The organism is Pseudomonas sp. TE12234 (assembly GCF_054061835.1).
The window spans coordinates 48,444-71,472 of sequence record NZ_JBSSEP010000020.1; the positions used below are offsets into that span (position 1 = coordinate 48,444).

Below are 23,029 nucleotides of genomic sequence, written 5' to 3' on the forward strand. Positions count from 1 at the left end.
AGGCTGGCTCCTGCCGGGGGTATTTGTTGAGGCCGCTATACAGGGCCGATTTACACCACAGCCGGGCGGGCTATTTGCTGTTGTGCCAGGCCGATGAAGGCGCTCATGGCCGAGGTGATCATCGAATCGTTGCGGCGGATGAATACGGTGGAGACCTTGGCGAACTCTGGCGGCAGCGTGTGGCAGCGAATCGCATGCCGTACGCTGCAACTTTCCGCGATGGCCTTGGGCAACAGGGTGACGCCCATGCCGGCGGCGACACAGGAGAGGATGCCGTCGAGGGTGCCCAGCTCCATGATCTGGTTTGGCACCAGGCCGACCTGATAGAACCAGTTTTCCAGGGTCGAGCGATAGAAGCAGCCCGTGCGGAACACCAGCACGGTTTGCTGGGGCATTTTCTCGATCAGCGCGGGTAGCGTTTCGAAGTGATTGCTGCTGACCAGCACCAGTTCCTCTGAAAACACTTCTTCCTGGGCCAGCGCCGAATTCTGGTGGAAGCCGCCGACGAAGGCGCCGTCGAGGCGATGGGCTTCAATCGCCTTGATCAGCTCCACTGTCGTACCGGTCAGCAGCGACAACTGGACGTCAGGATATTGCTCGCGGTACTTGGTCAGCACTTGCGGCAAACGGATGGCGGCGGTGGTTTCCATCGAGCCCAGGCGCAGCAAACCGGTCGGGCTGCCGGTGTCCATCAGCGCGCTGCGACTTTCATCGGTCAGTTGCAGGATGCGCCGCGCATAGCCGAGAAACGTCTCACCCGCCGAGGTCAGCACCACCCCGGACTTCTTGCGGATGAACAGTTCCCGGTTCAGTTCGGCCTCCAGCTCTTTCACGCGCATGGTGACGTTGGACTGCACCGTATTCACCTGCACCGCAGCGGCGGTGAAGCTGCCCAGTTCAGCCACGGCGCAGAAAATTTTCAGTTGGCGCATTTCCATGAACGTCTCCAGGCATCATAAAAAGTGATTGAGTGCATGCTTATCGATCACTTTACGGCCGTTTACGACGGTTAGTAAAGTGCGCGAAACCAACTGATGAGCCCGATTCGACGATGACAATGACACTGACTTCCAGAATCGACCATGTCTTTGCCGGAGGGCTGGAAGTGTTGCAGCCCGAAGGTCAACGCACAGGCCTGTTCAAACGCCGAATCACAGGCCCGGCCCGTGTGGAGTTGCACGGCATTGTCGGCGACCAGCACGGTGATACGAGGGTGCACGGCGGCCCGGAAAAAGCGCTGCATCACTATGCGGCGCAGCATTACGAGCGACTGGCGCAAGCCTTTGCCCACAGCGCCGGGCAACTGGTGGCGGGCAGTCTGGGCGAGAATATTTCGGCCCTTGGGCTCAGCGAATACAGCGTGCATATCGGTGACGTATTCCGGATCGGCAGCAGCCTGGTGCAGGTGTCCCAGCCGCGCAGTCCGTGCTGGAAGATCAATCACCGTTTCGATGCCGAGCACATGTCGATGTTTGTCGCCAGGGAGCGAATCACCGGGTGGTATTACCGGGTTCTCCAGCCGGGTTTCATCGAAGCGGGGGACCGGTTCGAACTGCTGGAAAGGCACACCGAACGCTTTTCCATCGACCAGTTCTGGCAAGTGCAGTTGTCGCATCGGCCGGTGATCGACGATCTGCTGGCATTGGCGGCAACCCTTGGCCTGGCGGACGACTGGCAGCGGCGCCTGACACAACGGGCGAACTGGCTGCGGAAAAGCTCTCACGATTAGTGATCCATAAGATCATTAATCATCATTTTACATGATTCACTGGCGGGCCTACCTTGGCCCTGCCAGACACGCAGACCGCCCGCCTGGCACCTGACAACAACAAGAGATGGCTTTTATCCATCACCAGGGGACACCCGCCATGAGCAACCAGCCAGCAGAGATCGCCCACTACATTCACGGCCGCACGACACCAGGTCACTCCGGTCGCACCCAGGACGTCACCAACCCCGCCACCGGTTCGGTCATCGGCAAGGTGGCCCTGGCCAATGTCTCGGAAGTCGACGCCGCGGTACAGTCGGCAGCGGCTGCATTTGCGGCCTGGTCGGCAACGCCGCCGCTACGCCGCGCCCGCATCCTGTTCAAGTTCCTGGCGTTGCTCAACGAGCATCGCGACACCCTGGCGCGGATGATCACCCGCGAACACGGCAAGGTTTTCACTGACGCCCAGGGCGAAGTGACGCGCGGTATCGAAGTGGTCGAATTCGCCTGCGGCATTCCGCAGTTGCTCAAGGGTGACTACACCGAGCAGGTCTCGACCAACATCGACAACTGGACCATGCGCCAGGCGCTGGGGGTGGTCGCCGGCATCACCCCGTTCAACTTCCCGGTGATGGTGCCGATGTGGATGTTCCCGGTGGCCATCGCCTGCGGCAACACCTTCGTGCTCAAGCCGAGTCCGATCGACCCTTCGCCCTCGCTGTTGATCGCCGAGCTGTTCAAGGAGGCCGGGTTACCCGATGGCGTGTTCAACGTGGTGCAGGGCGATAAAGAAGCAGTCGACGCGCTGCTCGAACATCCGGATGTGAAGGCCGTGAGCTTTGTCGGATCGACGCCGATCGCCAACCACATCTACGAGACCGGTGCCCGCCACGGCAAGCGCGTGCAGGCGCTGGGCGGGGCGAAGAACCACATGGTGGTGATGCCCGACGCCGATATCGACCAGGTGGTCGATGCACTGATCGGCGCGGCTTTCGGCTCCGCTGGCGAACGTTGCATGGCGATCTCGGTGGCGGTGTTCGTCGGTGACGTTGCCGACAAAGTCATGCCGAAACTGGTGGAGCGAACCCGCACGCTGAAGATCCTCGAGGGCATGAACCTCGCGGCCGAGATGGGCCCGATTGTCTCGAAAGCGGCGCACCAGCGCATTACCGGCTACATCGAGCAGGGTATTCGGGAAGGGGCCGAGTTGCTGGTCGACGGTCGTGGTTTTGACGGCGGGCAGGCCGGTGCGAATTGTGCCGAAGGGTTCTGGCTCGGCGGCACGGTGTTCGACCATGTCACCGCCGACATGAAGATCTACCAGGAGGAAATCTTTGGCCCGGTGCTGGCCTGCATGCGCGTCAAGGACTTTGCCGAAGCGATCGACCTGGTCAATGCCCACGAATTCGGCAACGGCACCGCGTGTTACACCCGTGACGGCCACATCGCCCGTGAATTCGCCAGCCGCATTCAGGTGGGCATGGTCGGCATCAACGTGCCGATCCCCGTGCCCATGGCCTGGCACGGTTTCGGCGGCTGGAAGCGCTCGCTGTTCGGCGATACCCATGCCTATGGCGAAGAGGGGGTGCGCTTCTACACCAAGCAGAAATCAATCATGCAGCGCTGGCCGAACAGCATCGCCAAGGGCGCCGAGTTCGCCATGCCGACCTCCAGGTAAGGATTGACGTTTTTGGGTTGGAGGGCGTGTAGGCGCGGGCTTGCACGCCGTCCGTTGTCCCGGGGGGCGAACTCCTCGCTCCCGATTTTTTCCAAGGTACGCACTATGTCCAATTCACTGTTGTCCCTGCTGAACATTGAACGGCCCATCCTCCAGTCGCCCATGGTCGGTGTCTCCACGCCCAGGCTCGCGGCGGCAGTATCGAATGCGGGTGGATTGGGTTCCATTGGTATCGGGGCAAGCAGCGTCGGGCAGGCACGCGACATGTTGCGCGAGACGGCTGCTCTGACGGATAAGCCGTTTAACGTGAACCTGTTCTGCCATCGACCTGCCGAGCATGACCCTGTTCGGGAGTCGCAGTGGCTGGGCGTTCTTGCGCCTTTTTTCAGCGAATTCGATGCGACTGCGCCGACGGCGCTGCGTGAGATCTACACCTCGTTCGTCGAAGACCCGGCCATGTTGCAGATGCTGCTGGAAGAAAAACCGGGGGTGGTCAGCTTCCATTTCGGCTTGCCGCCGCAACCGGCCATCGACGCGCTCAAGGAGGCCGGCATCATTCTGCTGTGCTCCGTGACCTGTCTGGCCGAGGCGCAGATGGCAGAGCGCGCCGGTGTGCATGCGCTGGTGGCGCAAGGCTACGAAGCCGGCGGGCATCGCGGGGTGTTCGACCCGCGGGAGGACAGCGAGATGGGCACATTTGCCCTGGTGCGGCTGCTGAGTGGCGCCTGCGAACTGCCGATCATCGCCGCGGGCGGCATCATGGACGGCGCTGGCATCAACGCGGTGATGCAATTGGGTGCCAGTGCCGCGCAGTTGGGGACGGCGTTCATTCTCTGCCCCGAGTCTGCCGCCAACAGCGCTTATCGAGAGGCCTTGAAAGGCCCGCGGGCCCATCAGACTCGGGTCACCAGCGTCATTTCCGGCCGACCTGCCCGGGGGATGGTCAATCGCAACTTCACCTCGCTGGAGGCCAGTGCCACGGTGCTGCCGGACTATCCGCTGACCTACGACGCCAACAAAGCCCTCAATGCGGCGGCAAACGCCATGGGCAACACGGAGTTTGCCGTGCAATGGGCCGGGCAGGGCGCGCCACTGGCTCGGGAAATGCCCGCGGCGGCATTGGTGAATTGGCTGGTGGCGCAGATGAAGTGCTGCGTTGTTTAGCGGTCAGCACGCGTTATCCTTAACGACCATCGGCGGAACGCCGCCTGAATTACTGACTGCCGGTTGCACGGTTCTGGGAATTGTATTTCGAAAGGTTGTTGAATTCTTCTTCAAGGTACAGATCTGCCGGACTCGGGCCACGCGCCGCAATCAATTCGATGTCCGCGGATACCGCGACAAAACGTTTGCCAGCCTTGGCGTTCAGGGCCCGGCCAGCGGTGAGTGCCTTTGGTTTTGCGCCTGACATGATGACTTCCTTGTAGTTGTTTGAAACTAATCAATAACGCCAGGTTGTAACTAATTCAATCCTTTCATTTGGCTTAACTGAGACAATTTATGACAAGTAAGCCAGCGGTTGGCAGGCCCTCGGTGACTTGTCGGGACAGTCACTGTTCCGGGATGTGATAAGGCAGCTCACTGCCGCTGTTCGGCCACCAATAGCAACGACTGCGGCACCGGACTTTGTGGGTGCTGCGGCTCCTGCAGGCTGGCCAGGCGATAGCCGGCCATATCCAGTGCATTGAGCCAGCTGGACAGGGTGCGGAAGTACCACGGCATGGGTTGCCACGGCCCTTTGAAACTGGCGAAAGTCTCTTCCCGCCAGCCGTCCTGATAGTCGCCGGCGGCCACGGCCCAGGGGTGTAGCGTCTGGATCACCAGCGCGCCGCCAGGGGCGAGCAGGGCGTTCATGGCGGCCAGCAGGGGAATAATGTCCTGATGCAGCAGGGCGAAGTTGGCGCAGATCAGGTCGTAGTCGCGACCGATGTCTACCCTGGCTTGCACCAATTCTTCATAGGTCGCCCGATGCACCTGCGAAGTGCCCGCCGCTCGTGCCGCCTCGACCAGCGTCGCATCACCGTCCACGCCGACCGCGTCGATGCCGCGTTTTTCCAGCTCGCGCAACAGCCAGCCCTCACCGCAGCCCAGGTCGAGCACGCGTTCGGGTTGGCGGCCGAGCACCGCCAGCACGATGGCCTGGTTGGTGACATTCAGGCGGCTTTCGATGGCGCCGGTGCGGATCGCTTCGATCCAGGCCTGGGCGTTGTGGTTCCAGCTTTGCAGCAGAGTGGATTCCGGGGCGGGCATTTCGTTGTCCGAAGCAGTTGATGGTGAAAGGGCGGGTGAGGCGACGTTGCCCTGTCCGCGTCGGGCTGGCGGCGTCTGAGCCGACGGCGCAGCGTCCGTTGAAACTGTAGTCGCCTCTTCAATGACGCGCACAAGCAAGGGGATTACCTGTGCGCGCAGCTCACATCCAATAACGCCTGACCGCGCCCGGTTGGCCCGGCACTGGATCCTGCTCCGGAAACGTCAACTGCTCAATGTTTCGCAGTTGCTCGGGGCTCGGTGCTTTGCGACAGATATCGGCGTGCTGGCCCGGTGGGTAAGCTCCAACCACCAGAAAGTCATCACTGGCCCTCAGATTGCAGTGGCCGGTGCCGGCGGGCAACAGCAAGACATCGCCGGCGCTGACTTCCAATACCCGACCTTCCGGGCCGCCGAGCATCACGTGAGCGTAGCCGCTGGCGATGCCCAGCACTTCATGGCCCTGAGTGTGGTAGTGGTGATAATCGTAAATTCCGTCGCGCCATTGCGGCGGCCAGCCATTGGCGTTGAATATTTCCTCGAACAAGGCCGCCGGGTCACTGCCTTCAGCGGCAATCGCCTTGATGTAAATCAGCACCGGCAGGCGAGGGTTGTTCGGCACCCAACCGTTGCGTTGCAGCAGCAGGGTTTGCAAGGGAGTATCGACAGCTTGCGACCTGTCCATCGGAGATCCTCCGCGACTTCAAGAGCCCTTTTTATTTAGAGTCACCATTCAGGAGTGACATCCAGGGCTCTCGGGTCGTTCAACAAATACTCTGAAAAGGTGCAGAAACCCCTGGATCTCTTGAGGAACCGGCTTGCCGGCGAAGGCGTTGTGTCAACAACGGTGTCAAGCATGCCGCTACGCAGTCGATGCCGGCGTGATCAAGTCCTTCGCCGGCATCGCTGTGTTGTCGGCCATTATTACTGGCTGGAACGAACGGCCCCGCCGTCAATCAACAGGTTCTGCCCCGTCAGGTAGCCGGCATGGCTGCTGCAGACGAAGGCGCACAGCGCGCCGAACTCCTCGGGTGAGCCAAAGCGCCTGGCAGGGATTTCGCTGCGGCATTCATCGAGGAATGCCTCACTGTCCTGCCCCGACTCATCGGCCGCCGCGACCAGGTTGTCACGCAGCCGATCGGTGTCGAATGAGCCCGGTTGCAGGTTGTTGATCGTCACATTGCGACTGGCAATGGTGTCCTGTCGGGCCAGTCCTGCGATGAACCCGGTCAGGCCACTGCGTGCGCCATTGGACAGACCCAGGCTTTCGATGGGGGACTTCACCGCGCTCGAGGTGATGTTGACGATGCGGCCAAACCCGCGTGCGGCCATACCGTCTACCGTAGCCTTGATCAACTCGATAGGGGTCAGCATGTTGGCATCCAGCGCCTTGAGCCAGACGTCACGGTTCCAGTCGCGGAAATCCCCGGGAGGCGGGCCGCCCGCGTTGTTGATCAAAATATCGAAATGCTCATGGGCCTGCAGCGCGGTCGCCCGGCCTTCGGGCGTTGAAATGTCACCGGCCACGGCGATGACCGTCACGTCAGGATTGCTGGCCCTGAGCTGACGGGCGGTTTCATTCAGCGTCTGTTCGCCTCGGGCAGTGATCACCACATTCACGCCTTCGTTGACGAGTGCCTGTGCGCAGGCCTTGCCCAGTCCTTTGCTGGCCGCGCATACCAGCGCCCAGCGTCCGGCTATTCCAAGATTCATAGGTGTTTTCCTGAAAGAAGGAAGCTCAAAGTAAGTGATTGCCTACGCATGATTCACGGCGGCAGCCAGGTTCGGCGATTGGACACTGATGCCCATGAAGCGCCGCACTCGCTCTCCTTCAGGATCGCATCGAATGGTTTCAGGTGCAGCATCCAGTTGGACCTTGCCGTTCTCCATGAACACCACACGGTCGGATATCGACATGGCGAAGTCCATTTCGTGGGTGACAATCACCATGGTCATGCCTTCTTTGGCCAGGTCGCGAATCACGTTCAGCACGTCGTTGACCAGTTCCGGGTCGAGGGCCGAGGTCGGTTCGTCGAACAGCATGATCTGCGGTTCCATTGCCAGGGCGCGGGCGATCGCCACGCGTTGTTGCTGCCCGCCGGAGAGCTGGTGCGGGTACTTGTGGGCATGGGCCAGCAGGCCGACCTTGTCCAGCAGCGCATAGGCACGGTGTTCGCTCAGCTCGCCCGGGATGCCGTGGTAACGCGGCGCCAGCGTGACGTTGTCGAGAATGGTGCGGTGGGGGAACAGATTGAAATTCTGGAACACCATGCCGATGTGCCGCACGCCTTTGCGCAGGCGGGCGCTGTTGGGCTTGTCCGACGGCTCGATGAATTTTTCACCGAACAACAGAATGTCGCCGGTATCGATGCTTTCCAGGCCGTTGACCGTGCGGATCAGCGACGTCTTGCCGGAACCGGACGGGCCAATGATCGAAACCACCTGACCGTATTCGACATTCAGGTCGATACCCAGCAGCACTTTGTGCGTGCCGTAGCTCTTCTGGATGTTCTTGAGTTGCAGGATCGGCGTGTTGTTGCTGCCGGCTGCCTTGGGTGCGTTGTCGGGCAAGGCTTCGGCGCAGGCCTTGAGCTTGGCCACGGCGGCCGCGTCGAGGGTGTGCGGCTTGCGGAAGTTGAGGTCCAGGTAGCGTTCCAGACGCTGCAGGAAATAGCCGAACACGGTGACGATCAGCACGTAATACACCCCGACCGCCGCCAGGGTTTCCATGACCAGGAAGTTGGTCGCGTAGAGGCGTTGGCCGACCGTGAGAATCTCGGTGAGGGAGATGACCGAGACCAGCGACGTCAGCTTGACCACCGTGATGTATTCATTGATCAGCGTCGGCAGCGAGATACGGAATGCCTGTGGGATCACGATCAAGCGTTGCATGCCGAACAGGCCGACACCCAGCGCGCGCCCGGCTTCCTTCTGGCCCTTGGCCACGGAGATCAGGCCGCCACGGTGGATTTCGGCCATGTACGCCGCTTCCGTGACCACCAGGGCCAGCAAGCCGGAGTAGAACGGGTCGGACAGAATCGGGCCGCTACCGGGAAATAATTGCGGCAAGTTGTAGACGAAGACCACCAGCACCAGCAACGGGATGCTGCGGAAGAACCAGATGTAGGCCGCCGCGGGAGCGCGCACCAAGGGCGACTGTGACAGCTTCGCCGTCGCCAGGAGAAAGCCCAGCAGCATGCCGATGAACCAGGCCAGGGCACTGAGCTGGATGACCGTGACGCAGGCCTTCCAGAAGTCCGGCAGGGAGAACAGGGAGAAAAAATACGACCAATCGAATTGCATAGGGCACCTCAATCTGCCGCCCGAATGCGCGGGCGGCAGATGACCGGACTACAAGGACACGTACTTAGTTGGCAGTCGGTTCTTCCAAGCCATATTTCTTCAGAATAGCGGCGTATTCGCCGCTTTTTTTCGTTTCTTCGAACGCTTTTTGCACCGCCTGGAAGGTTTCGTCGTTACCTTTCTTGACGAAGATGCCCAGGGTCTGCTGATAGATCGGGTGCTCGGTGGTGATCACCACGCGACCATTGGTCTTTTCCGCGATCATTTTTGCCGCGCCAGCGATTTCAACCTGGGCCTGAATGTTCTTCGACAACAGGGCCTGGGTCACTTCCGGCGCAGAAGGGTACTCGCTGACGGTGATAGCGCCTTTGTTGTTCGGCACGCAGTACTCATCGGAGAGCTTCTTGAATTCCTTGACCCAGGTGGTGCCCTGTTCCAGGCCCAGTTTCAAGCCGCACAGGTCTTCAGGCTTTTTCGCGTTGATCTCGCTGCCCTTGGGCACCATCACTGCGGCGCCGGTATTGGCATAGGCGATGGTCTGGGCCTGAGTCTGGCGCTCCGGGGTGATGTACATGCCGGAAATGATGGCGTCGTACTTGCCGGAGTTCAGGCCCAGGATCAGGCTTGGGAACTTGGTGTCGACGAACTCCACCTTGGCGTTCAGGTGCTTGGCCAGGGCGGTGGCCAGTTCCGGGTCCGAGCCCACCACGTTTTTGTCCTTGTCGTAGGATTCGAACGGTGGGTAGGTGATTTCCATGCCGACCTTGAAGGTGTCTGTTGCTGCCATGCTCAACGAAGCACTGAGCATGCCGGCTGCCAATACGGTCATGCGCAACAGGGTGTTTTTATTATTTGTCATTGTTTACAGACTCCGGCGTAGGTAAGGGTGTGGCTGGAAAGGTTGATCAGGACGGTTGGGCCTGATTTTTTAAATGTCCGAAACTGGCGGGTTTGCGTGCCTTCTCTGGCATTTGTACTTCTCCATTGGCCACCCTCTGGCGCAGGTACTGATAAGTCTGCAGCGCCTGGCCATACATGTGTTCGCCTATCGTGATTTCTTCGTACTCCTGGCCGGCCTGTGCGAAGGCGGGCAGTGGCTTGATCTGGGTGTGATAGTCGCAAGCATAAAACAGCGGGAAGGAATAACGTTCTTCGCTCACGCTGCGTACCCGGTGCGCCGTCGCCACGAATGCGCCGGCCGTCATCACTTCAAGCATGTCGCCGATGTTGACCACAAAGGCATCGGCAATCGGTGGTGCATCGATCCATTGGCCAAGATTGTTCATCACCTCAAGGCCTGGCTTGTCGGCCAGGAGGATGGTGAAGCACTCGTAATCGGTGTGCGCCCCAATGCCCGGTGCGTCATGGGCGGCACCGTCGAAGGGGTAGTGGATCAGGCGCAGCTTGGACGGCGGGCGGGTGACCAGGCTGTCGAAATAGTTTTCTTCCAGGCCCAGGGCCAGGGCGAAGCCGCCGAACAGACGCCGACCCAAGGCGAAGATCGCTTCATAGTAGGCCTGTACCGCCGCCTTGAAGCCTGGCAGCGCTGGCCAGTCGTTGGGCCCCAGCAATGGGGTCCTGGCCAGCACCAGCGGGTCATCGGCCGGGACTTCGAAGCCGACGTCGAAGGCTTCCTTGTGGTCCGGCTTGCCCTTGGAATAGACCTCTTCGCCTTCGGGGACAAAGCCCTTGTGGGTTTTCGAGGTGCCGATGTAGTGCTGCATCTTGGTGTCGAAGGGCTGGGCGAAGAAGTCCTTGGCCGCCTTGCGCAGGTTGGTGATCAGCTGCGGATCGACACCGTGATCGGTGATGTAGAGGAACCCGACGTCGCTGGCGGCGCGCCCCAATTGTTCGGCCACGGCCAGGCGGTGTTCCAGCTCAAAGCTGAACAGACCGGCGATATTGACCACCGGGATCTGCTTGAAATTGGCTGTCTGTGTGTCAGTGCTAACGCTGTTGTTTTTATTGTCAGGCATGACGCATCGGCTCCCTAAGGATGGCTTGAGTGGCTGAAACGGCTGAAGTGTTCACGCTCGGTCTTGCCCATCCACACGTTCAACGACCACAGGTCGGCGACCGGTACGTTGGTGAAGGGCAAGTGATGCAGGTAGCCGTCGGCGCCGAATTCCGGGGTCAGGGTGCTGACCTGGTAACCGCGGGCTTGTTGCGAGCGCCAGATGCTTTCCCAGTGCTGCTGATGAAAGGCCAGTTCTTTGGCATATTCCGGCGCCGCCGGGTGCGGGACTTGCGGGCCCTGGTCATAGCCGACCCGGGCCTGGATGTGGTGAACCCGCTCGATGAAGGCGCTCAGATCATCGGCCGGGTCATTCAACAGGCGCTCGCAAGTGACCACCCAATGGCTGATGTCACTGGTGAACAAAAGGTCGGGCAGTTGCCGGATCAACTCCAGGGTCACCCAGGGGTTGAACAGCGAGCGCGAGCGGTGGGTTTCGAAACTGCAGACCTGGCCGTGCTTGCGCGCCAGTTCCAGTGCCTGACCGAAGAACTCCACTTGTTGTGCCAGGGACCAGCGATCATTGCCGGCCAGCACGTTGACGAAACGTGGGCTGAGCTCGGCGGCCCAGGCGAGTTTCTGCTCGAGGTCATTGAGGTGAACGGCCGGCGTCGCGGATTGGTCCGGCAGCACGTCGTACGCGGTGAAGACGGTGCTGATGTAGCCGACGCGATTGGCCTGGAGGAAAGCGGCGAACTCGGCCCGTTCCCGGGCGTCCAGTGGCAGGCGTGCTTCCATTCCGTCAAAGCCGGCCTGCAGCAGCTCTTCAAGCGCCTGGGCCTTGCTGGCGGTGTAGCCCCACAGCGTGCGGAAAATTTCCAGCTTCATTGGTGATCCTCAAAAATCCTGGGCCTGCTGCAACTGCACTTCAGCGGAGCCGGACGGCAATCAAGGGCCGGCAACGACAGAGGATCTTCGAGTCGGGTCTCTGCGTGATGGCTCCCACTCAGCGCTGCCGTGGCCTGTTCGCTGTGGGGCCGATGTTAGGCACAGGCGGCGGCGCGAAAGAATCTGAAAGTTCAAATGAATACTTCAGAGTTTCGTCAACAAATAGCTAGCTAATGACCACGATTTTCAGGCGGCATTTTGTCGATGGGCAGGTGTCTACGCTCGCTATTGGTGCAAAGTGCCACTGTTGAGGCATCATTTTGAAGAGTCCCAAGCGACAGCGGACCACGCCGATCAGCTCGGGAAGCGTCTGGTTCGCGACTACGCTGAAAATGGCGGATCGTCGTTCAAGGGGGACCCACGCTCGCCTTGCATCCGTCCCGGGAGCGCCCAATGTCATCCATCACCACGCGCCTGGTGGCGCTTTTGGTTCTGTGCCTGACGCTTGAAGTGACAGCCCAGAGCAATGTCTGCCCCGACGGCGAGAAACAAGTGTGCCTGGATGGCTGCACCTGCCTGCCAGACCTGGAACAACTGATTGGCCCGGTGCCAGATGGCGTCTTCCAGATCGCCGCACCTGCCCTGGCACTGTGGCTGACCCAGGCCCGCACTGAAGCCGCCAATGCCGGCACCCAACCCCTTCCACCGAACATCCGCGAGAAACTGCTGCGCTGGTACGACCCCGGCGTCCTCGATGCCGCGCGCTACACGGTCAGCGACAGTGAACAATTGAACGCCGCCAACGCCATGCTGCAAAACCCCGATGTCGGCGCCGTGACGCTGATTGACATCATCCTCTTCCGCGACGCTCAAGACGCCGAACAGAACTTCGCGCTGTGGGCGCACGAACTCAAGCATGTGCAGCAGTATCAGGAATGGGGCGTCGATGGATTCGCCCAGCGCTACACACAGGATTTCAATGTCGTGGAGGCGCCGGCGTATGCGATTCAGGCTGAGGTCAGGCGCGCGGTGCGCAAAGGGACCGACTGAAGGGCTGGGGGGGCTGTCTGACCACCGGATCGACCTGTCCCCACATCACGTGAGCCATTAAAAAAAGCAGCCCTCAGGCACCGATAACATCGTTTCTCGGGGGCACGGCTTTTCAATATATTGGCCGCCAGATCCGGTGAGTGACTCAACACTCGCCGCCCTCAGTGCGAGTAGTCTTCATGAATAAAAAACCAGGCAGCGCAGCGTTGGTCAATGCGGGTTCCGGGACCCGGGCAGTTTGGGGCGGAGAACAAGTCAGGCATCCCTACAATGCCACTCAAACCCCGATTGTCGTCAGTGCCGCCTATGGTTACGACGACATCGACGTCTGGTACGACGTCGCTCTGGGCAAGGCGCCAGGCTTCATCTACAGCCGCATGGGCAACCCGACCGTCGAGACCCTCGAGGCAAAAATTCGCGAGCTGGAACTGGCCGAGTCTGCCGTGGCTTTCAGCAGCGGCATGGCGGCGATCAGCAGTGTGCTTTATACCTTCCTGGCCCATGGCGATCGGGTGGTGTCGACCAAGGACAGCTATGGCGGCACCAACAAGATTTTCGAAGAGTTCCTGCCGCGCACCGGGGTGAGCGTGACATTGTGCGAGACGTTCGATCACGAAGAAATCGAACGTGAAATCGCCAAGGGTTGCCAACTGGTGTACCTGGAAACGCCCACCAACCCGACCCTCAAGGTCTTGGATATCCAGCGTCTGGTGGCCGCCGCCAAGCGTGTCGGTGCCATTGTGGTGGCTGATAACACGTTCGCCACGCCGTTGAACCAGAACCCGCTGGCGCTGGGTGTGGACGTGGTCATTCACAGTGCGACCAAGTTTCTCAGCGGGCACGGCGACGTGCTGGGCGGCCTGGTGTGCGGCAGTGAAGTGCTGATGGCCAAGGTGCGTCACTACCGGGAAATCAACGGTGCAACGCTCGACCCGTTCTCCGCCTACATGATCATTCGCGGCATGAAAACCCTGGTGCTGCGCATGCGTCAGCAGCAACGCAGTGCCCGCGCCCTGGCAGAGTACCTGTGCACCGAACCCTTGGTGGAGTCGGTCAATTATCCCGGCTTGCCCGGCCACCCGAATCACGCGGTGGCGTGTGCGCAAATGTCCGGCTTTGGTGCAATCGTCAGTTTTGTAGTGAGCGGCGGCATGGACACGGTCAAGGTGCTCTTGCCACGCCTGCGTTTCGCCCACTGCGCAGGCAATCTCGGTGCGGTGGAAACCATTTATGGCCCGGCCCGGACCACCAGCCATGTCGAGAACACGCTGGAGGAGCGACTGGCCCTGGGCATCTCCGAAGGGCTGGTGCGGATTTCCGTCGGTATCGAAGACACCGACGACCTGCTCGACGACCTGAAACAGGCCTTCGCTTTTGTCAGAAGTTCGGGCAACTCAGCGGTACTGGAAAACACACAACTTTCAATTAATGAAACGTGTGCAGGGATAGCAGGTTGAAGATTTAACGTTAATACCTCACTGCAAGGATTTAAGTGGGGAGTTCATGAAGTGGAATAATAATAAAACCTGATGGCGCCTTATTTTAACTCTGCCCAGTTAATTATCGCAGACGCTAATTCGTGCCCTGATAACTTTCATGAGAACAACCATGTCCATAAAAGAACAACAACTTGATACTCGCTCGGGTTTTAAACAGGAAATGCAGACGCGCCATATTGTCATGTTGGCATTAGGTGGCGTCATTGGTACCGGGCTGTTTCTCACGTCCGGTTATACGGTCAACCAGGCCGGTCCCCTGGGCGCGGTGATTGCTTACATCATCGGCGCACTCATGGTTTACATGGTGATGATGTGCCTGGGCGAGTTGGCGGTGCAGATGCCGGAAACCGGTTCGTTCAGTACGTACGCCACCCGGTTTCTCGGGCCTGGTACCGGGTATACGGTGGCCTGGTTGTATTGGCTGACCTGGACAGTGGCCATCGGTTCTGAATTCACCGCCGCCGGCATTTTAATGGTGCGCTGGTTCCCGGACACGCCCGTGTGGATCTGGAGTGCGTTGTTTGCCGGTCTGGTGTTTCTGACCAATGTGATTTCGGTGCGCCTGTTCGCTGAGACCGAGTTCTGGTTGTCGCTGGTTAAAGTGGTGACCGTGATCGTGTTCTTGATGATTGGCGGCGGCGCGATTCTCGGTCTGCTGCACATCGAGCAAAGCCACAGCATCGGCTTGAGCAACTTCACCCGTGAAGGGCTTTTTCCGACCGGATTCATGCCGATTGCGATGACATTGCTGGCCGTATCCTTTGCGTTCTCCGGCACTGAATTGATTGGTATTGCCGCAGGCGAAACCAAAGATCCACAACGCAACGTACCGCGTGCCATTCGCACGACCGTGCTGCGTCTGGCGATCTTTTTCGTGGGGACCATTTTCGTTCTGGCGACCCTGTTGCCTCGTGAACAGGCCGGTCTGGTCGAGAGTCCATTCGTGACGGTGTTCACCTACATCGGGATTCCATACTCGGCCGACATCATGAACTTCGTGATCATCAGTGCCTTGCTGTCGGCCGCCAACTCCGGGTTGTATGCCGCGTCACGGATGCTCTGGACGTTGAGTGACCAAGGGCACCTGCCCAAGCAGTTCTCGGCACTGACTCGCATGGGCACGCCGCTCAACGCGATTATCGTCAGCATGGCGGGTGGCGCAGCGTCGTTGCTCAGTAGCGTGTTTGCTGCCGATACCATCTATCTGGCGCTGGTGTCGATCTCCGGGTTGGCGGTCGTGGTGGTGTGGATGAGTATCGCGGCGAGCCAGATTGCGTTCCGCCGTCACTATGTGGCCAATGGCGGTGATATCCGCGACCTGAAATTCCGTGTCCGGGGTTATCCGTGGGTGCCGTTGGGAGCGCTGGTCTGCTGCACTCTGGCCTGTGTCGGGATTGCCTTCGATCCTGAGCAACGGGTGGCGTTGTACTTCGGTTTGCCCTTCATCGCCTGGTGCTACTTCGTGTATTACATTACGCGCAAAAGCCGCGAGCGACGCTTGTCGGTTGCCCCCTTGGCACAACCGTCCGATGCGTTCTAGTTCGCGTCGACGGGATGGGCAAGCGTGCTCGGTGGAGGGGGCGTCCAAGAGGTTCAAGCCATGAAACAAAAGACGCTACCCCCATTGAACTGGCTGCGGGCATTCGAGGTGTCTGCCCGCTGTTTGAACTTCACCCATGCTGCCGAAGAACTGTGTTTGACCCAGGGCGCCGTCAGCCAGCAGATCCGCCAACTGGAAAGCCATCTTGGGGTGGCGCTCTTCAAGCGCCTGCCCCGTGGCCTCGGACTGTCGGAGGAAGGCCAGGCGTATCTGCCGGTGGTGCAGGACGCAATCACCCGACTGGCCGTGGGGACCAACGAAATTTTCGGTCAGCACAAACGTCGGCCGATCAAGGTGCGCGGCAGCCTGGCGTTCTTCGTGCACTGGCTGGCGCCCAAGCTGCAGGCGTTCAGCCAGGCTCATCCCCATGTGGATATCCGTTACATCAGCAATATCTGGGTCAAGGAACTGGATGGCGAGGACGACATGGAAATTCGCTGGGGCCACGGTCAATGGCCTGGCCTGGTGTCACAGCGCCTGACCTGGGACACGCTGTTCCCGGTCTGTTCGCCGGGGCTGATGGCGAAGTCGCCGCTGACCGTCCCTGCGGATGTATCGAACCATCCATTGCTGCATGTGCTGGGTTACGAAGAGGGTTGGGGTTACTGGTTGAACATGGTCGGTGCACACGGCGTCGACTTTTCGACCGGCATGCAATTCGACACGTTGATCTCCACGTTGCGCATGGCCGAGTTAGGGCAGGGGATCGCCCTGGCGCGCTCCTCGATGGTCGATGACATGCTTCGCGATGGACGATTGGTCGAGCCCTTTGTCCAGCGGATCGAAGCCAGCGAGTCTTTTTACCTCGTACGCGATTCCGGGGCCGAGCAGCACCCTGACGCGGCGATATTTTCCACCTGGCTGGTCGAGCAGGCACATCGTTTCAAATGAATGGCCGGAGCCAACCATGCGTTATGTAAGCACCCGAAATTCGGCCGTGCAGGTCGATTTCGAAAAGGTCGTGTTGTCGGGAGTCGCCGAGGAAGGCGGGCTGTTCGTGCCGCTCCAATTGCCGCTGTTTGAATCACAGGACATTGCCAATTGGTCGACCCTGTCCTATGACGAGCTGGCCTACAGAGTGATCAGCCCGTTTGTGGGTGAGGCGATCGCCGAAGCCGACCTCAAGCGCCTGCTCAAAGAGGCCGGCAGCCAATTCCGTCATCGCTCCCTTGCACCGTTGCACCAGGTCGACCGTAACGAGTGGGTGCTGGAGTTGTTCCATGGGCCGACCCGCTCCTCGAAGGATTTCGCGGCTCAGTTGCAAGCACGGCTGGTGCAGCACTTTCTGCGTCAGCGCGGGCGTAGCGGGGTGGTGATCGGTGCCACCAACGGCGATACCGGGCTGGCGGCCATCGAAGCGTTCAAGCACTGCGAAGAAACCACCGTGATGGTGTTTTACCCCGAGGCGGGCGTGCCCCAGGACCAGCTCCGGGATCTGCAGGCCGTGGCCCACCCGCGGGTTCATCGGTTTGCCGTCAATGGCAGCTTCGACGAGTGCCAGACCATCGTCACCCGGCTGTTGCGGCAGTGGTCAAATGCGCAGCACGAAGCGATCAGTTTCAATTCCAGCAACTGGGTCAGTGTGCTGGCGCAACTGGTGTTTTATTTCCATGCGGTATTGCAGCTGGGAGGCGGTCAACGACCAATCGGTTTCAGCGTGCCAGCCGCGAGTTTTGCCGAGGTGTATGCCGGCTACATCGCGCAAAAAATGGGTCTGCCGATCACCCAGTTGATCGTGGCGACCAACCAGAATGACGCGCTGCATCAGTTGTTTCAGAAGAACCACTACAGCCGGTCGCGGGCCAACAAGACGTTGTCGCCGGCCATGGATCTGTCGATTTTTGCCAATCTGGAACGGTTTGTCTGGGAGCTCTACGGGCATGACGATCAGGCGGTGAATGCCCTGATGTCAGGTTTCGAGTCCAGCGGCGAGATGGTCATTGCCAACGAGTTCTGGTTGCAGGCACGGATGATCATTGACTCCTATTCGGTCAGTGATGAGCAGACGCTGAAGGAAATCACTTCGCTGTATCGCGACACCGGTTACGTCATCGACCCGCATACCGCCACCGGCGTCCTGGCGGCCAGGTTGTATCGTCGAAGCCTGGTCGCGCCCATGGTGACCCTGGGGGAAATCTCACCGGTCAAGTCAGCGGCGCTGCTGTGTGAACTGGGCATCAGCCTGCCGATGCCGCAACGCGAGGTCGCGGCCCAAGGGCAGGCGCAGCTTTACCGGATTGAGCCGGACGATCTCGATACCATCCATGCGCTGCTGAACGCGCTGTGAAGACACGGCAACAGGAGGCCAAGTGAAGCGAATTCTGGACCCTCTCGACGAACACATCATCGCGCAGCTACGGCTCAATGCCAGGGCCGCGCACGCCGAGTTGGCGGCCAAGGTCAACCTGTCGCGCAATGCGGTGCGCCAGCGCATCGAGCGACTTGAACGTGACGGTGTCATACAGGGATATACGGTGAAAACCGGGGAGGGGCGACAGGCCGCTTCGGACATCAACGCGGTGATTTTCGTGTACCGCTACGACCGGATGCGCGGCCAGGAAGTACTGCAGGCGCTGCGGGCAATTCCGGAAGTCCTCCAGTGCGATGTGATGAGCGGCGAGTTCGACTTGATGCTGCGAGTCGGCGCGTCGAGCCCGCAACGGGTACACAAGGTCTGGACTGAAATCGCCGCATTGCCAGGGGTGGAAAACACCGTGACGTCCTTCGTATTGTCGTCTGTCGTATAACCCGTTTTTCGTGCTGCCAAAAGCCAACCTGTGTTGGCTTTTTTTATGCCTTCATCAATTTGCAGTTCAGGTTTTGCGTTACCTGCGCGTGGCTACATTCCTGTGTAGGAGCCAGCCAGCTGGCGATGGTCGTTAACGATGATGCGGGTGGCCTGGTTAAACGCGGCGCACTGGAGTCCATCGCGAGCGGGCTCGCTCCTACAGGGATTGCGTTATTGGTGTTTCCCGGGATTGCGCGAGGATCTTTTTTCATGCCTGAAGCTTTGCTCTGGCGCTGGTCAAAACGCCCACAAAATAGAGCAAATTGGCCTATTTCACTGCCCTGGCCTGACCCCTAACCTAGTGCTCAACAACCCATCACCCGGATCAGGGGGCATAACAAAATGACTGAATACAAATTGGCGCTGGTTGGCTTTGGCGGTGTTAACCGGGCGTTGGCTCAACTGATTGCCGAACGCAACGAACAGTGGAAAACCGAGCTGGGTTTCACCTTGAAAATTGTTGGCGTGACTGACCTGTTTCTCGGCTCGATCATTGGCCGTGAAGGATTGGACGCCGGCGTGCTGGCCCGATTGCCAGCCGCCAAGGGTGCTTTGGCGCAGCTGCCGGGTGGTGAAGTCACAGCTCTTAATGAAGCGGTGATCAAGGACTCGGGAGCGGACATCGTTGTTGAAGCCACCTTCACCAACCCGGTAGACGGTGAGCCGGCGACGTCGTTCTGCCGTTGGGCGCTGGAGGGCGGCAAGCATGTCGTCACCACCAACAAGGGGCCCATTGCCTTGCACGGTAGCGAGCTCAAGGCATTGGCCCGACGCAACAACGTCGCCTTCGAATACGAAGGTTCGGTGATGAGTGGCACGCCAGTCATTCGCCTGGCCAGGCAGGCGCTGGCGGGCAGTTCCATTGTCGGTTTCGAAGGGATTCTCAACGGCACGTCCAACTTCGTTCTGACCTCCATGGAAGGTGGTCTCGGGTTCGCCGAGGCCGTGGCCAAGGCGCAGGAGCTGGGTTACGCCGAAGCCGACCCGACTGCCGATGTCGAGGGGCATGACGTGCGCCTCAAGGTGGTGATCCTGGCCAACGAACTGCTGGACGCCAAGCTCACTGTCAGCGACGTCACCTGTAGCGGCATTTCGTCCCTCAGCCTTGGCGACATCGAACAGGCCCGGCAGGACGGCGCTCGCTGGAAGCTGATCGGCGCGGCGAAACGCCAAGCCGACGGTTCGATCAGTGCCAGTGTCGAGCCGCGTCTTTTGAGTAACGAACATCCGTTGGCCAGTGTTTGTGGCGCGACCAATGCCGTGTCTTTTAGCACCGGGCTGCTCGGCGCCGTGACGGTTTCGGGGCCGGGGGCCGGGCGCACGGAAACAGCGTTCGCGTTGCTGTCGGACATCATCAGCATCCATCAATCCCGTGCACACAATCAGGAGTAAGCCTGTGAAACTATCGCGCCTGGCTCTGGATATCGTGGAGCCGCCCATTGAAGTCTTGAACCCGTTTGACGGCTCTGTCATCGGCAGCGTAACCAATGTCTGCGCGTCGCAGGTTCCACAGTTGCTGGAGACCGGGCGTCAGGGTGCCCGGGCTTGCGCCGCGCTGGCGCGTCATCGTCGGGCACGCATTCTCGAGCAAGCGGCCATCAACATCGAGCATGAGGCCGGCGCGTTTGCCAGGCTGATCGTCGCCGAGGCCGGAAAGACTCTTAAACAGGCGGAAAAAGAGGTCAAGCGCTGCATCAACACCCTGAAGTTGTCGGCCGAGGAAGCCAAGCGCAATGCCGGCGAGGTGGTGCCGTTCGATGCGTATGAAGGGTCCGAATCGCGTCAGGGCTGGTTTTCTCGCGAGCCGTTGGGCCTGATCGTCGCGATCACGCCGTACAACGATCCGTTGAATCTGGTGGCGCACAAGCTCGGTCCGGCCATCGCGGGCGGTAATGCGGTGATTCTCAAACCGTCGGAGCTTGCGCCGTTGTCGGCCATCAAGCTGGTGTCCTGTCTGGTCGCGGCGGGCTTGCCGGAAACAGTGGTGACGGTCGCCACCGGTGGGGCGGAGCTGGGCAAGGCGTTGGTCGCTTCCCGTGATGTGCGGATGATTTCCTTTACCGGCGGCTTCGTCACCGGGGAGCAGATCGCCCGCACGGCCGGATTGAAGAAACTGGCCATGGACCTGGGCGGCAATGCGCCGGTGATCGTCATGGGAGACTGCGACCTGGAGGCTGCCGTCGAGAGTTGCCTGTCCGGCGCCTTCTGGGCGGCGGGGCAGAACTGCATAGGCACTCAGCGCTTGCTGATTCAGGCATCGATTTATGAAGCCTTTCGAGAGCGTTTCGTCAGCAAGGCCCGAGCGCTGGTGGTTGGCGACCCCTTGCTGGCCGATACCGATATCGGGCCGATGATTACGGCGCAAGCGGCGCAGAATGCCGAGCAAGTCGTGAACGAGGCGTTGCAAGCGGGCGCGACTTTGCTTTGCGGCCATCGGCGCCAGGGATCGTGCTACGCCGCGACTGTGCTGGAAAATGTCGATCATTCCAGCCGGCTCTGGTGCAATGAAGTGTTCGCTCCGGTGGTGGTCTTGCAGGGCTTTGAATCGTTCGACGAAGCCATCGATTTGGCCAATGAACCCGAATACAGCTTGCATGCGGGGATATTCACCAATGATCTGGCGACGGCGATGAGCGCCGCACGGCGGATCGAAGCCGGCGGGGTGATGATCAACGACTCTTCCGATTACCGCTTCGATGCGATGCCGTTTGGCGGTTCGAAGTACGGCAGCCTGGGCCGGGAAGGGGTGCGTTTTTCCTATGAGGAAATGACCCAGCCCAAGGTGGTGTGCTTGAACACCTTGGGTTAGGCGATTCAGAAAGGTCTGGTCAGGTCGTAGGGCGTTGGGCAGGTTTGGTCACCTGCCCGACGCTTTTTTATTTAGCGGGAGCGGGGGCAGGCGGTAGCGCCGCGGCAGCAAGAACTCCGAGCAGGCATGCATTCCCGACAGGAATGCAATGTATAAAATTAATGAATTTTTATTATCGCTTTTCATGACCTAAGTTGATTCAAGGACATGGAGAACCGCCTTGAAATCATTACCACTCAACTCAGCCGAAAAGTTTGATAACACACGGGCCAGTGAGTACGGACGACAGAGCCGTATCGCGCTGGCAGGTTATGACGCCTGTCAGGACTTGGCGGCGTGCATGCTCGCGGCAAGCCTTGGTAGCAGAAGCTCTGCAAAAATACTGGTTGTCGGCGTTGGCGGTACGGCGCAGGAGATCATTGCAATGGCCGGGCTTGAGCCGGGGTGGCGCTTCACCGCCGTTGATCCATCAGGGCCGATGCTTGAAGCCGCGAAACAGCAGTTGGCCGCAAACAACCTGCTGGAAAGAACGGATCTGCATCTTGGGCACGTTGAAGATTTGGCGGCAGATAAGTCCTACGACGCAGCCACTTTGATCGGTGTGCTCCATCATCTCGATGGCGATGATGCCAAAGGACAAATTTTACGATCCATTCAAGCTCGTCTGAAACCAGGGGCTCCGCTGATCGTCGCAGGCAATCAATATGCCTATGCCAGCCAGCCGCTACTCCTCGCTGCCTGGGGGCAACGCTGGCGGCAGCACGGAGCCAGCCCGGATGAAGTGAAAGTCAAACTGGGGAAAATTCTTCAAGGCGCCGACCCCCCACATTCTGAGGCGGCGGTTCAAAAGCTGTTGCATGACGCGGGATTCGGGGACGCTACCCGTTTTTTCAGCAGTCTGTTCTGGAGTGCCTGGTTGACGTGTAAAACAGTCTGAACAGAGGGGTGAGAGGCAGTGACCAGCCGTGCACAGCCAATCGTGGTTACAACGCGTGTCGGTCAAATCCGATGCAGTCGCGGCTCAGAAGCAAAGCAAGCAGGCGGCAAGTGGAGCGCACTTCGCAGCCGATGATCAGACCGTTTGAACTCTCTCAAATCAGGCGCAATCGAACCCGTACAGTGTCAGGTTTTGCCTGTCTGGAGAGGATCAAATGAAACGTACAACTGCATTGATTCTGGCGTTATCAACCACCCTGCTGCTCGGTGGCTGCTGGCCTTACTGGCATGATCATGATGGCCACGGCCATGATCATGGTCGCTACTATGGTGGCGAGCGGGGCGGTCAGGAGTACCACCGTAATTAGCCTGTCTGCGCATCAGGATCAAGGTGCGCAAGTAAAGAGGATCGGGTGGGTTAACCAGGTTCGTCCTGACCACCCAGACCTCCGCATTGACAGATAGAATGGCGCCGCTTGATCAATCGGCACCCGATGCAATGGGCTGCACCCCGTCCCATCCTGCTTCCCTGCTGGCCCACATGAAGATTTTTGCCCCAGGCCAGACAG

The 23,029-nt window shown here is 59.8% G+C and carries 22 protein-coding genes; 13 read left to right on the plus strand and 9 right to left on the minus strand.

The window, feature by feature from the left end; translation table 11 throughout:
• Positions 1-50: 50 nt before the first annotated feature.
• Positions 51-938 (minus strand): LysR family transcriptional regulator, encoded by an 888-nt coding sequence (locus ACVWYU_RS25240; protein ID WP_090323195.1) that lies wholly within the window; start codon positions 936-938, stop codon positions 51-53.
• 113 nt (positions 939-1,051) lie between these two features.
• Between ACVWYU_RS25240 and ACVWYU_RS25245 the strand changes: the two genes are divergently transcribed.
• The 3 genes from ACVWYU_RS25245 to ACVWYU_RS25255 all read left to right on the plus strand — a co-directional run bounded on the left by ACVWYU_RS25245 (position 1,052) and on the right by ACVWYU_RS25255 (position 4,550).
• A complete protein-coding gene (locus tag ACVWYU_RS25245) occupies positions 1,052-1,729 on the plus strand; it encodes an MOSC domain-containing protein (protein ID WP_457373968.1) in 678 nt (225 codons plus the stop codon).
• A gap of 139 nt (positions 1,730-1,868) precedes the next feature.
• A complete protein-coding gene (locus tag ACVWYU_RS25250) occupies positions 1,869-3,386 on the plus strand; it encodes a CoA-acylating methylmalonate-semialdehyde dehydrogenase (protein ID WP_457373969.1) in 1,518 nt (505 codons plus the stop codon).
• A gap of 105 nt (positions 3,387-3,491) precedes the next feature.
• Positions 3,492-4,550, plus strand: a complete 1,059-nt coding sequence (locus ACVWYU_RS25255; protein ID WP_457373970.1) for an NAD(P)H-dependent flavin oxidoreductase — start codon at positions 3,492-3,494, stop codon at positions 4,548-4,550.
• 49 nt (positions 4,551-4,599) lie between these two features.
• Here ACVWYU_RS25255 and ACVWYU_RS25260 read toward each other — a convergent pair whose 3' ends face one another.
• From ACVWYU_RS25260 to ACVWYU_RS25295, 8 genes are all read right to left on the minus strand, one after another.
• Positions 4,600-4,797, minus strand: a complete 198-nt coding sequence (locus ACVWYU_RS25260; protein ID WP_247256793.1) for a hypothetical protein — start codon at positions 4,795-4,797, stop codon at positions 4,600-4,602.
• Between the two features lie 167 nt (positions 4,798-4,964).
• Entirely contained in the window at positions 4,965-5,636 is a 672-nt protein-coding gene (locus tag ACVWYU_RS25265) for a class I SAM-dependent methyltransferase (RefSeq protein ID WP_457373971.1), read from the minus strand.
• A 160-nt stretch (positions 5,637-5,796) separates the two neighbouring features.
• Positions 5,797-6,318: a cupin domain-containing protein gene (locus tag ACVWYU_RS25270; protein WP_248915107.1), complete on the minus strand. Its 522-nt coding sequence runs from the start codon at positions 6,316-6,318 to the stop codon at positions 5,797-5,799.
• Between the two features lie 239 nt (positions 6,319-6,557).
• Positions 6,558-7,346, minus strand: coding sequence for an SDR family oxidoreductase (locus tag ACVWYU_RS25275; protein WP_457373972.1), 789 nt, complete (start codon positions 7,344-7,346; stop codon positions 6,558-6,560).
• A 42-nt stretch (positions 7,347-7,388) separates the two neighbouring features.
• Entirely contained in the window at positions 7,389-8,936 is a 1,548-nt protein-coding gene (locus ACVWYU_RS25280) for an amino acid ABC transporter permease/ATP-binding protein (RefSeq protein ID WP_457373973.1), read from the minus strand.
• 64 nt (positions 8,937-9,000) lie between these two features.
• Positions 9,001-9,795 (minus strand): ABC transporter substrate-binding protein, encoded by a 795-nt coding sequence (locus tag ACVWYU_RS25285; RefSeq protein WP_090323182.1) that lies wholly within the window; start codon positions 9,793-9,795, stop codon positions 9,001-9,003.
• Positions 9,796-9,841: 46 nt separating this feature from the next.
• Positions 9,842-10,912 (minus strand): isopenicillin N synthase family dioxygenase, encoded by a 1,071-nt coding sequence (locus ACVWYU_RS25290; protein ID WP_457373974.1) that lies wholly within the window; start codon positions 10,910-10,912, stop codon positions 9,842-9,844.
• 14 nt (positions 10,913-10,926) lie between these two features.
• Complete coding sequence (locus ACVWYU_RS25295) at positions 10,927-11,778, minus strand: sugar phosphate isomerase/epimerase family protein (protein WP_457373975.1); 852 nt, start codon at positions 11,776-11,778, stop codon at positions 10,927-10,929.
• Between the two features lie 453 nt (positions 11,779-12,231).
• Between ACVWYU_RS25295 and ACVWYU_RS25300 the strand changes: the two genes are divergently transcribed.
• From ACVWYU_RS25300 to ACVWYU_RS25345, 10 genes are all read left to right on the plus strand, one after another.
• Positions 12,232-12,828 carry an eCIS core domain-containing protein gene (locus ACVWYU_RS25300; protein ID WP_457373976.1) on the plus strand — a complete coding sequence of 199 codons (597 nt, stop codon included), beginning with the start codon at positions 12,232-12,234 and terminating at the stop codon, positions 12,826-12,828.
• Between the two features lie 179 nt (positions 12,829-13,007).
• Positions 13,008-14,285: a cystathionine gamma-synthase family protein gene (locus ACVWYU_RS25305; RefSeq protein ID WP_457373977.1), complete on the plus strand. Its 1,278-nt coding sequence runs from the start codon at positions 13,008-13,010 to the stop codon at positions 14,283-14,285.
• Between the two features lie 151 nt (positions 14,286-14,436).
• Entirely contained in the window at positions 14,437-15,867 is a 1,431-nt protein-coding gene (locus ACVWYU_RS25310) for an amino acid permease (protein ID WP_457373978.1), read from the plus strand.
• Between the two features lie 60 nt (positions 15,868-15,927).
• The gene (locus ACVWYU_RS25315; RefSeq protein ID WP_457373979.1) at positions 15,928-16,818 is read left to right on the plus strand and encodes a LysR substrate-binding domain-containing protein; all 891 of its coding nucleotides are present in this window, start codon (positions 15,928-15,930) and stop codon (positions 16,816-16,818) included.
• Positions 16,819-16,834: 16 nt separating this feature from the next.
• Positions 16,835-18,214 carry a threonine synthase gene (thrC, locus tag ACVWYU_RS25320; protein WP_457373980.1) on the plus strand — a complete coding sequence of 460 codons (1,380 nt, stop codon included), beginning with the start codon at positions 16,835-16,837 and terminating at the stop codon, positions 18,212-18,214.
• Positions 18,215-18,236: 22 nt separating this feature from the next.
• On the plus strand, positions 18,237-18,674 hold the full coding sequence (locus ACVWYU_RS25325; RefSeq protein ID WP_457373981.1) for an Lrp/AsnC family transcriptional regulator: 438 nt from the start codon (positions 18,237-18,239) through the stop codon (positions 18,672-18,674).
• Between the two features lie 383 nt (positions 18,675-19,057).
• On the plus strand, positions 19,058-20,107 hold the full coding sequence (locus ACVWYU_RS25330; RefSeq protein WP_457373982.1) for a homoserine dehydrogenase: 1,050 nt from the start codon (positions 19,058-19,060) through the stop codon (positions 20,105-20,107).
• 4 nt (positions 20,108-20,111) lie between these two features.
• Positions 20,112-21,524, plus strand: coding sequence for an aldehyde dehydrogenase family protein (locus tag ACVWYU_RS25335; RefSeq protein WP_457373983.1), 1,413 nt, complete (start codon positions 20,112-20,114; stop codon positions 21,522-21,524).
• Positions 21,525-21,744: 220 nt separating this feature from the next.
• Complete coding sequence (locus ACVWYU_RS25340; RefSeq protein WP_457373984.1) at positions 21,745-22,461, plus strand: class I SAM-dependent methyltransferase; 717 nt, start codon at positions 21,745-21,747, stop codon at positions 22,459-22,461.
• A 214-nt stretch (positions 22,462-22,675) separates the two neighbouring features.
• Positions 22,676-22,828 (plus strand): hypothetical protein, encoded by a 153-nt coding sequence (locus ACVWYU_RS25345; RefSeq protein ID WP_390955612.1) that lies wholly within the window; start codon positions 22,676-22,678, stop codon positions 22,826-22,828.
• The last annotated feature ends 201 nt before the right edge of the window (positions 22,829-23,029 follow it).

Coding starts and splice junctions, on each gene's coding strand:
- ACVWYU_RS25250 (WP_457373969.1), top strand. CDS start 1,869: ATGAGCAACCAGCCAGCAGAGATCGCCCACTACATTCACGGCCGCACG.
- ACVWYU_RS25270 (WP_248915107.1), bottom strand. CDS start 6,318: ATGGACAGGTCGCAAGCTGTCGATACTCCCTTGCAAACCCTGCTGCTG.
- thrC (WP_457373980.1), top strand. CDS start 16,835: ATGCGTTATGTAAGCACCCGAAATTCGGCCGTGCAGGTCGATTTCGAA.
- ACVWYU_RS25240 (WP_090323195.1), bottom strand. CDS start 938: ATGGAAATGCGCCAACTGAAAATTTTCTGCGCCGTGGCTGAACTGGGC.
- ACVWYU_RS25245 (WP_457373968.1), top strand. CDS start 1,052: ATGACAATGACACTGACTTCCAGAATCGACCATGTCTTTGCCGGAGGG.
- ACVWYU_RS25265 (WP_457373971.1), bottom strand. CDS start 5,636: ATGCCCGCCCCGGAATCCACTCTGCTGCAAAGCTGGAACCACAACGCC.
- ACVWYU_RS25330 (WP_457373982.1), top strand. CDS start 19,058: ATGACTGAATACAAATTGGCGCTGGTTGGCTTTGGCGGTGTTAACCGG.
- ACVWYU_RS25300 (WP_457373976.1), top strand. CDS start 12,232: ATGTCATCCATCACCACGCGCCTGGTGGCGCTTTTGGTTCTGTGCCTG.
- ACVWYU_RS25310 (WP_457373978.1), top strand. CDS start 14,437: ATGTCCATAAAAGAACAACAACTTGATACTCGCTCGGGTTTTAAACAG.
- ACVWYU_RS25345 (WP_390955612.1), top strand. CDS start 22,676: ATGAAACGTACAACTGCATTGATTCTGGCGTTATCAACCACCCTGCTG.
- ACVWYU_RS25280 (WP_457373973.1), bottom strand. CDS start 8,936: ATGCAATTCGATTGGTCGTATTTTTTCTCCCTGTTCTCCCTGCCGGAC.
- ACVWYU_RS25260 (WP_247256793.1), bottom strand. CDS start 4,797: ATGTCAGGCGCAAAACCAAAGGCACTCACCGCTGGCCGGGCCCTGAAC.
- ACVWYU_RS25275 (WP_457373972.1), bottom strand. CDS start 7,346: ATGAATCTTGGAATAGCCGGACGCTGGGCGCTGGTATGCGCGGCCAGC.
- ACVWYU_RS25290 (WP_457373974.1), bottom strand. CDS start 10,912: ATGCCTGACAATAAAAACAACAGCGTTAGCACTGACACACAGACAGCC.
- ACVWYU_RS25315 (WP_457373979.1), top strand. CDS start 15,928: ATGAAACAAAAGACGCTACCCCCATTGAACTGGCTGCGGGCATTCGAG.
- ACVWYU_RS25305 (WP_457373977.1), top strand. CDS start 13,008: ATGAATAAAAAACCAGGCAGCGCAGCGTTGGTCAATGCGGGTTCCGGG.
- ACVWYU_RS25285 (WP_090323182.1), bottom strand. CDS start 9,795: ATGACAAATAATAAAAACACCCTGTTGCGCATGACCGTATTGGCAGCC.
- ACVWYU_RS25295 (WP_457373975.1), bottom strand. CDS start 11,778: ATGAAGCTGGAAATTTTCCGCACGCTGTGGGGCTACACCGCCAGCAAG.
- ACVWYU_RS25255 (WP_457373970.1), top strand. CDS start 3,492: ATGTCCAATTCACTGTTGTCCCTGCTGAACATTGAACGGCCCATCCTC.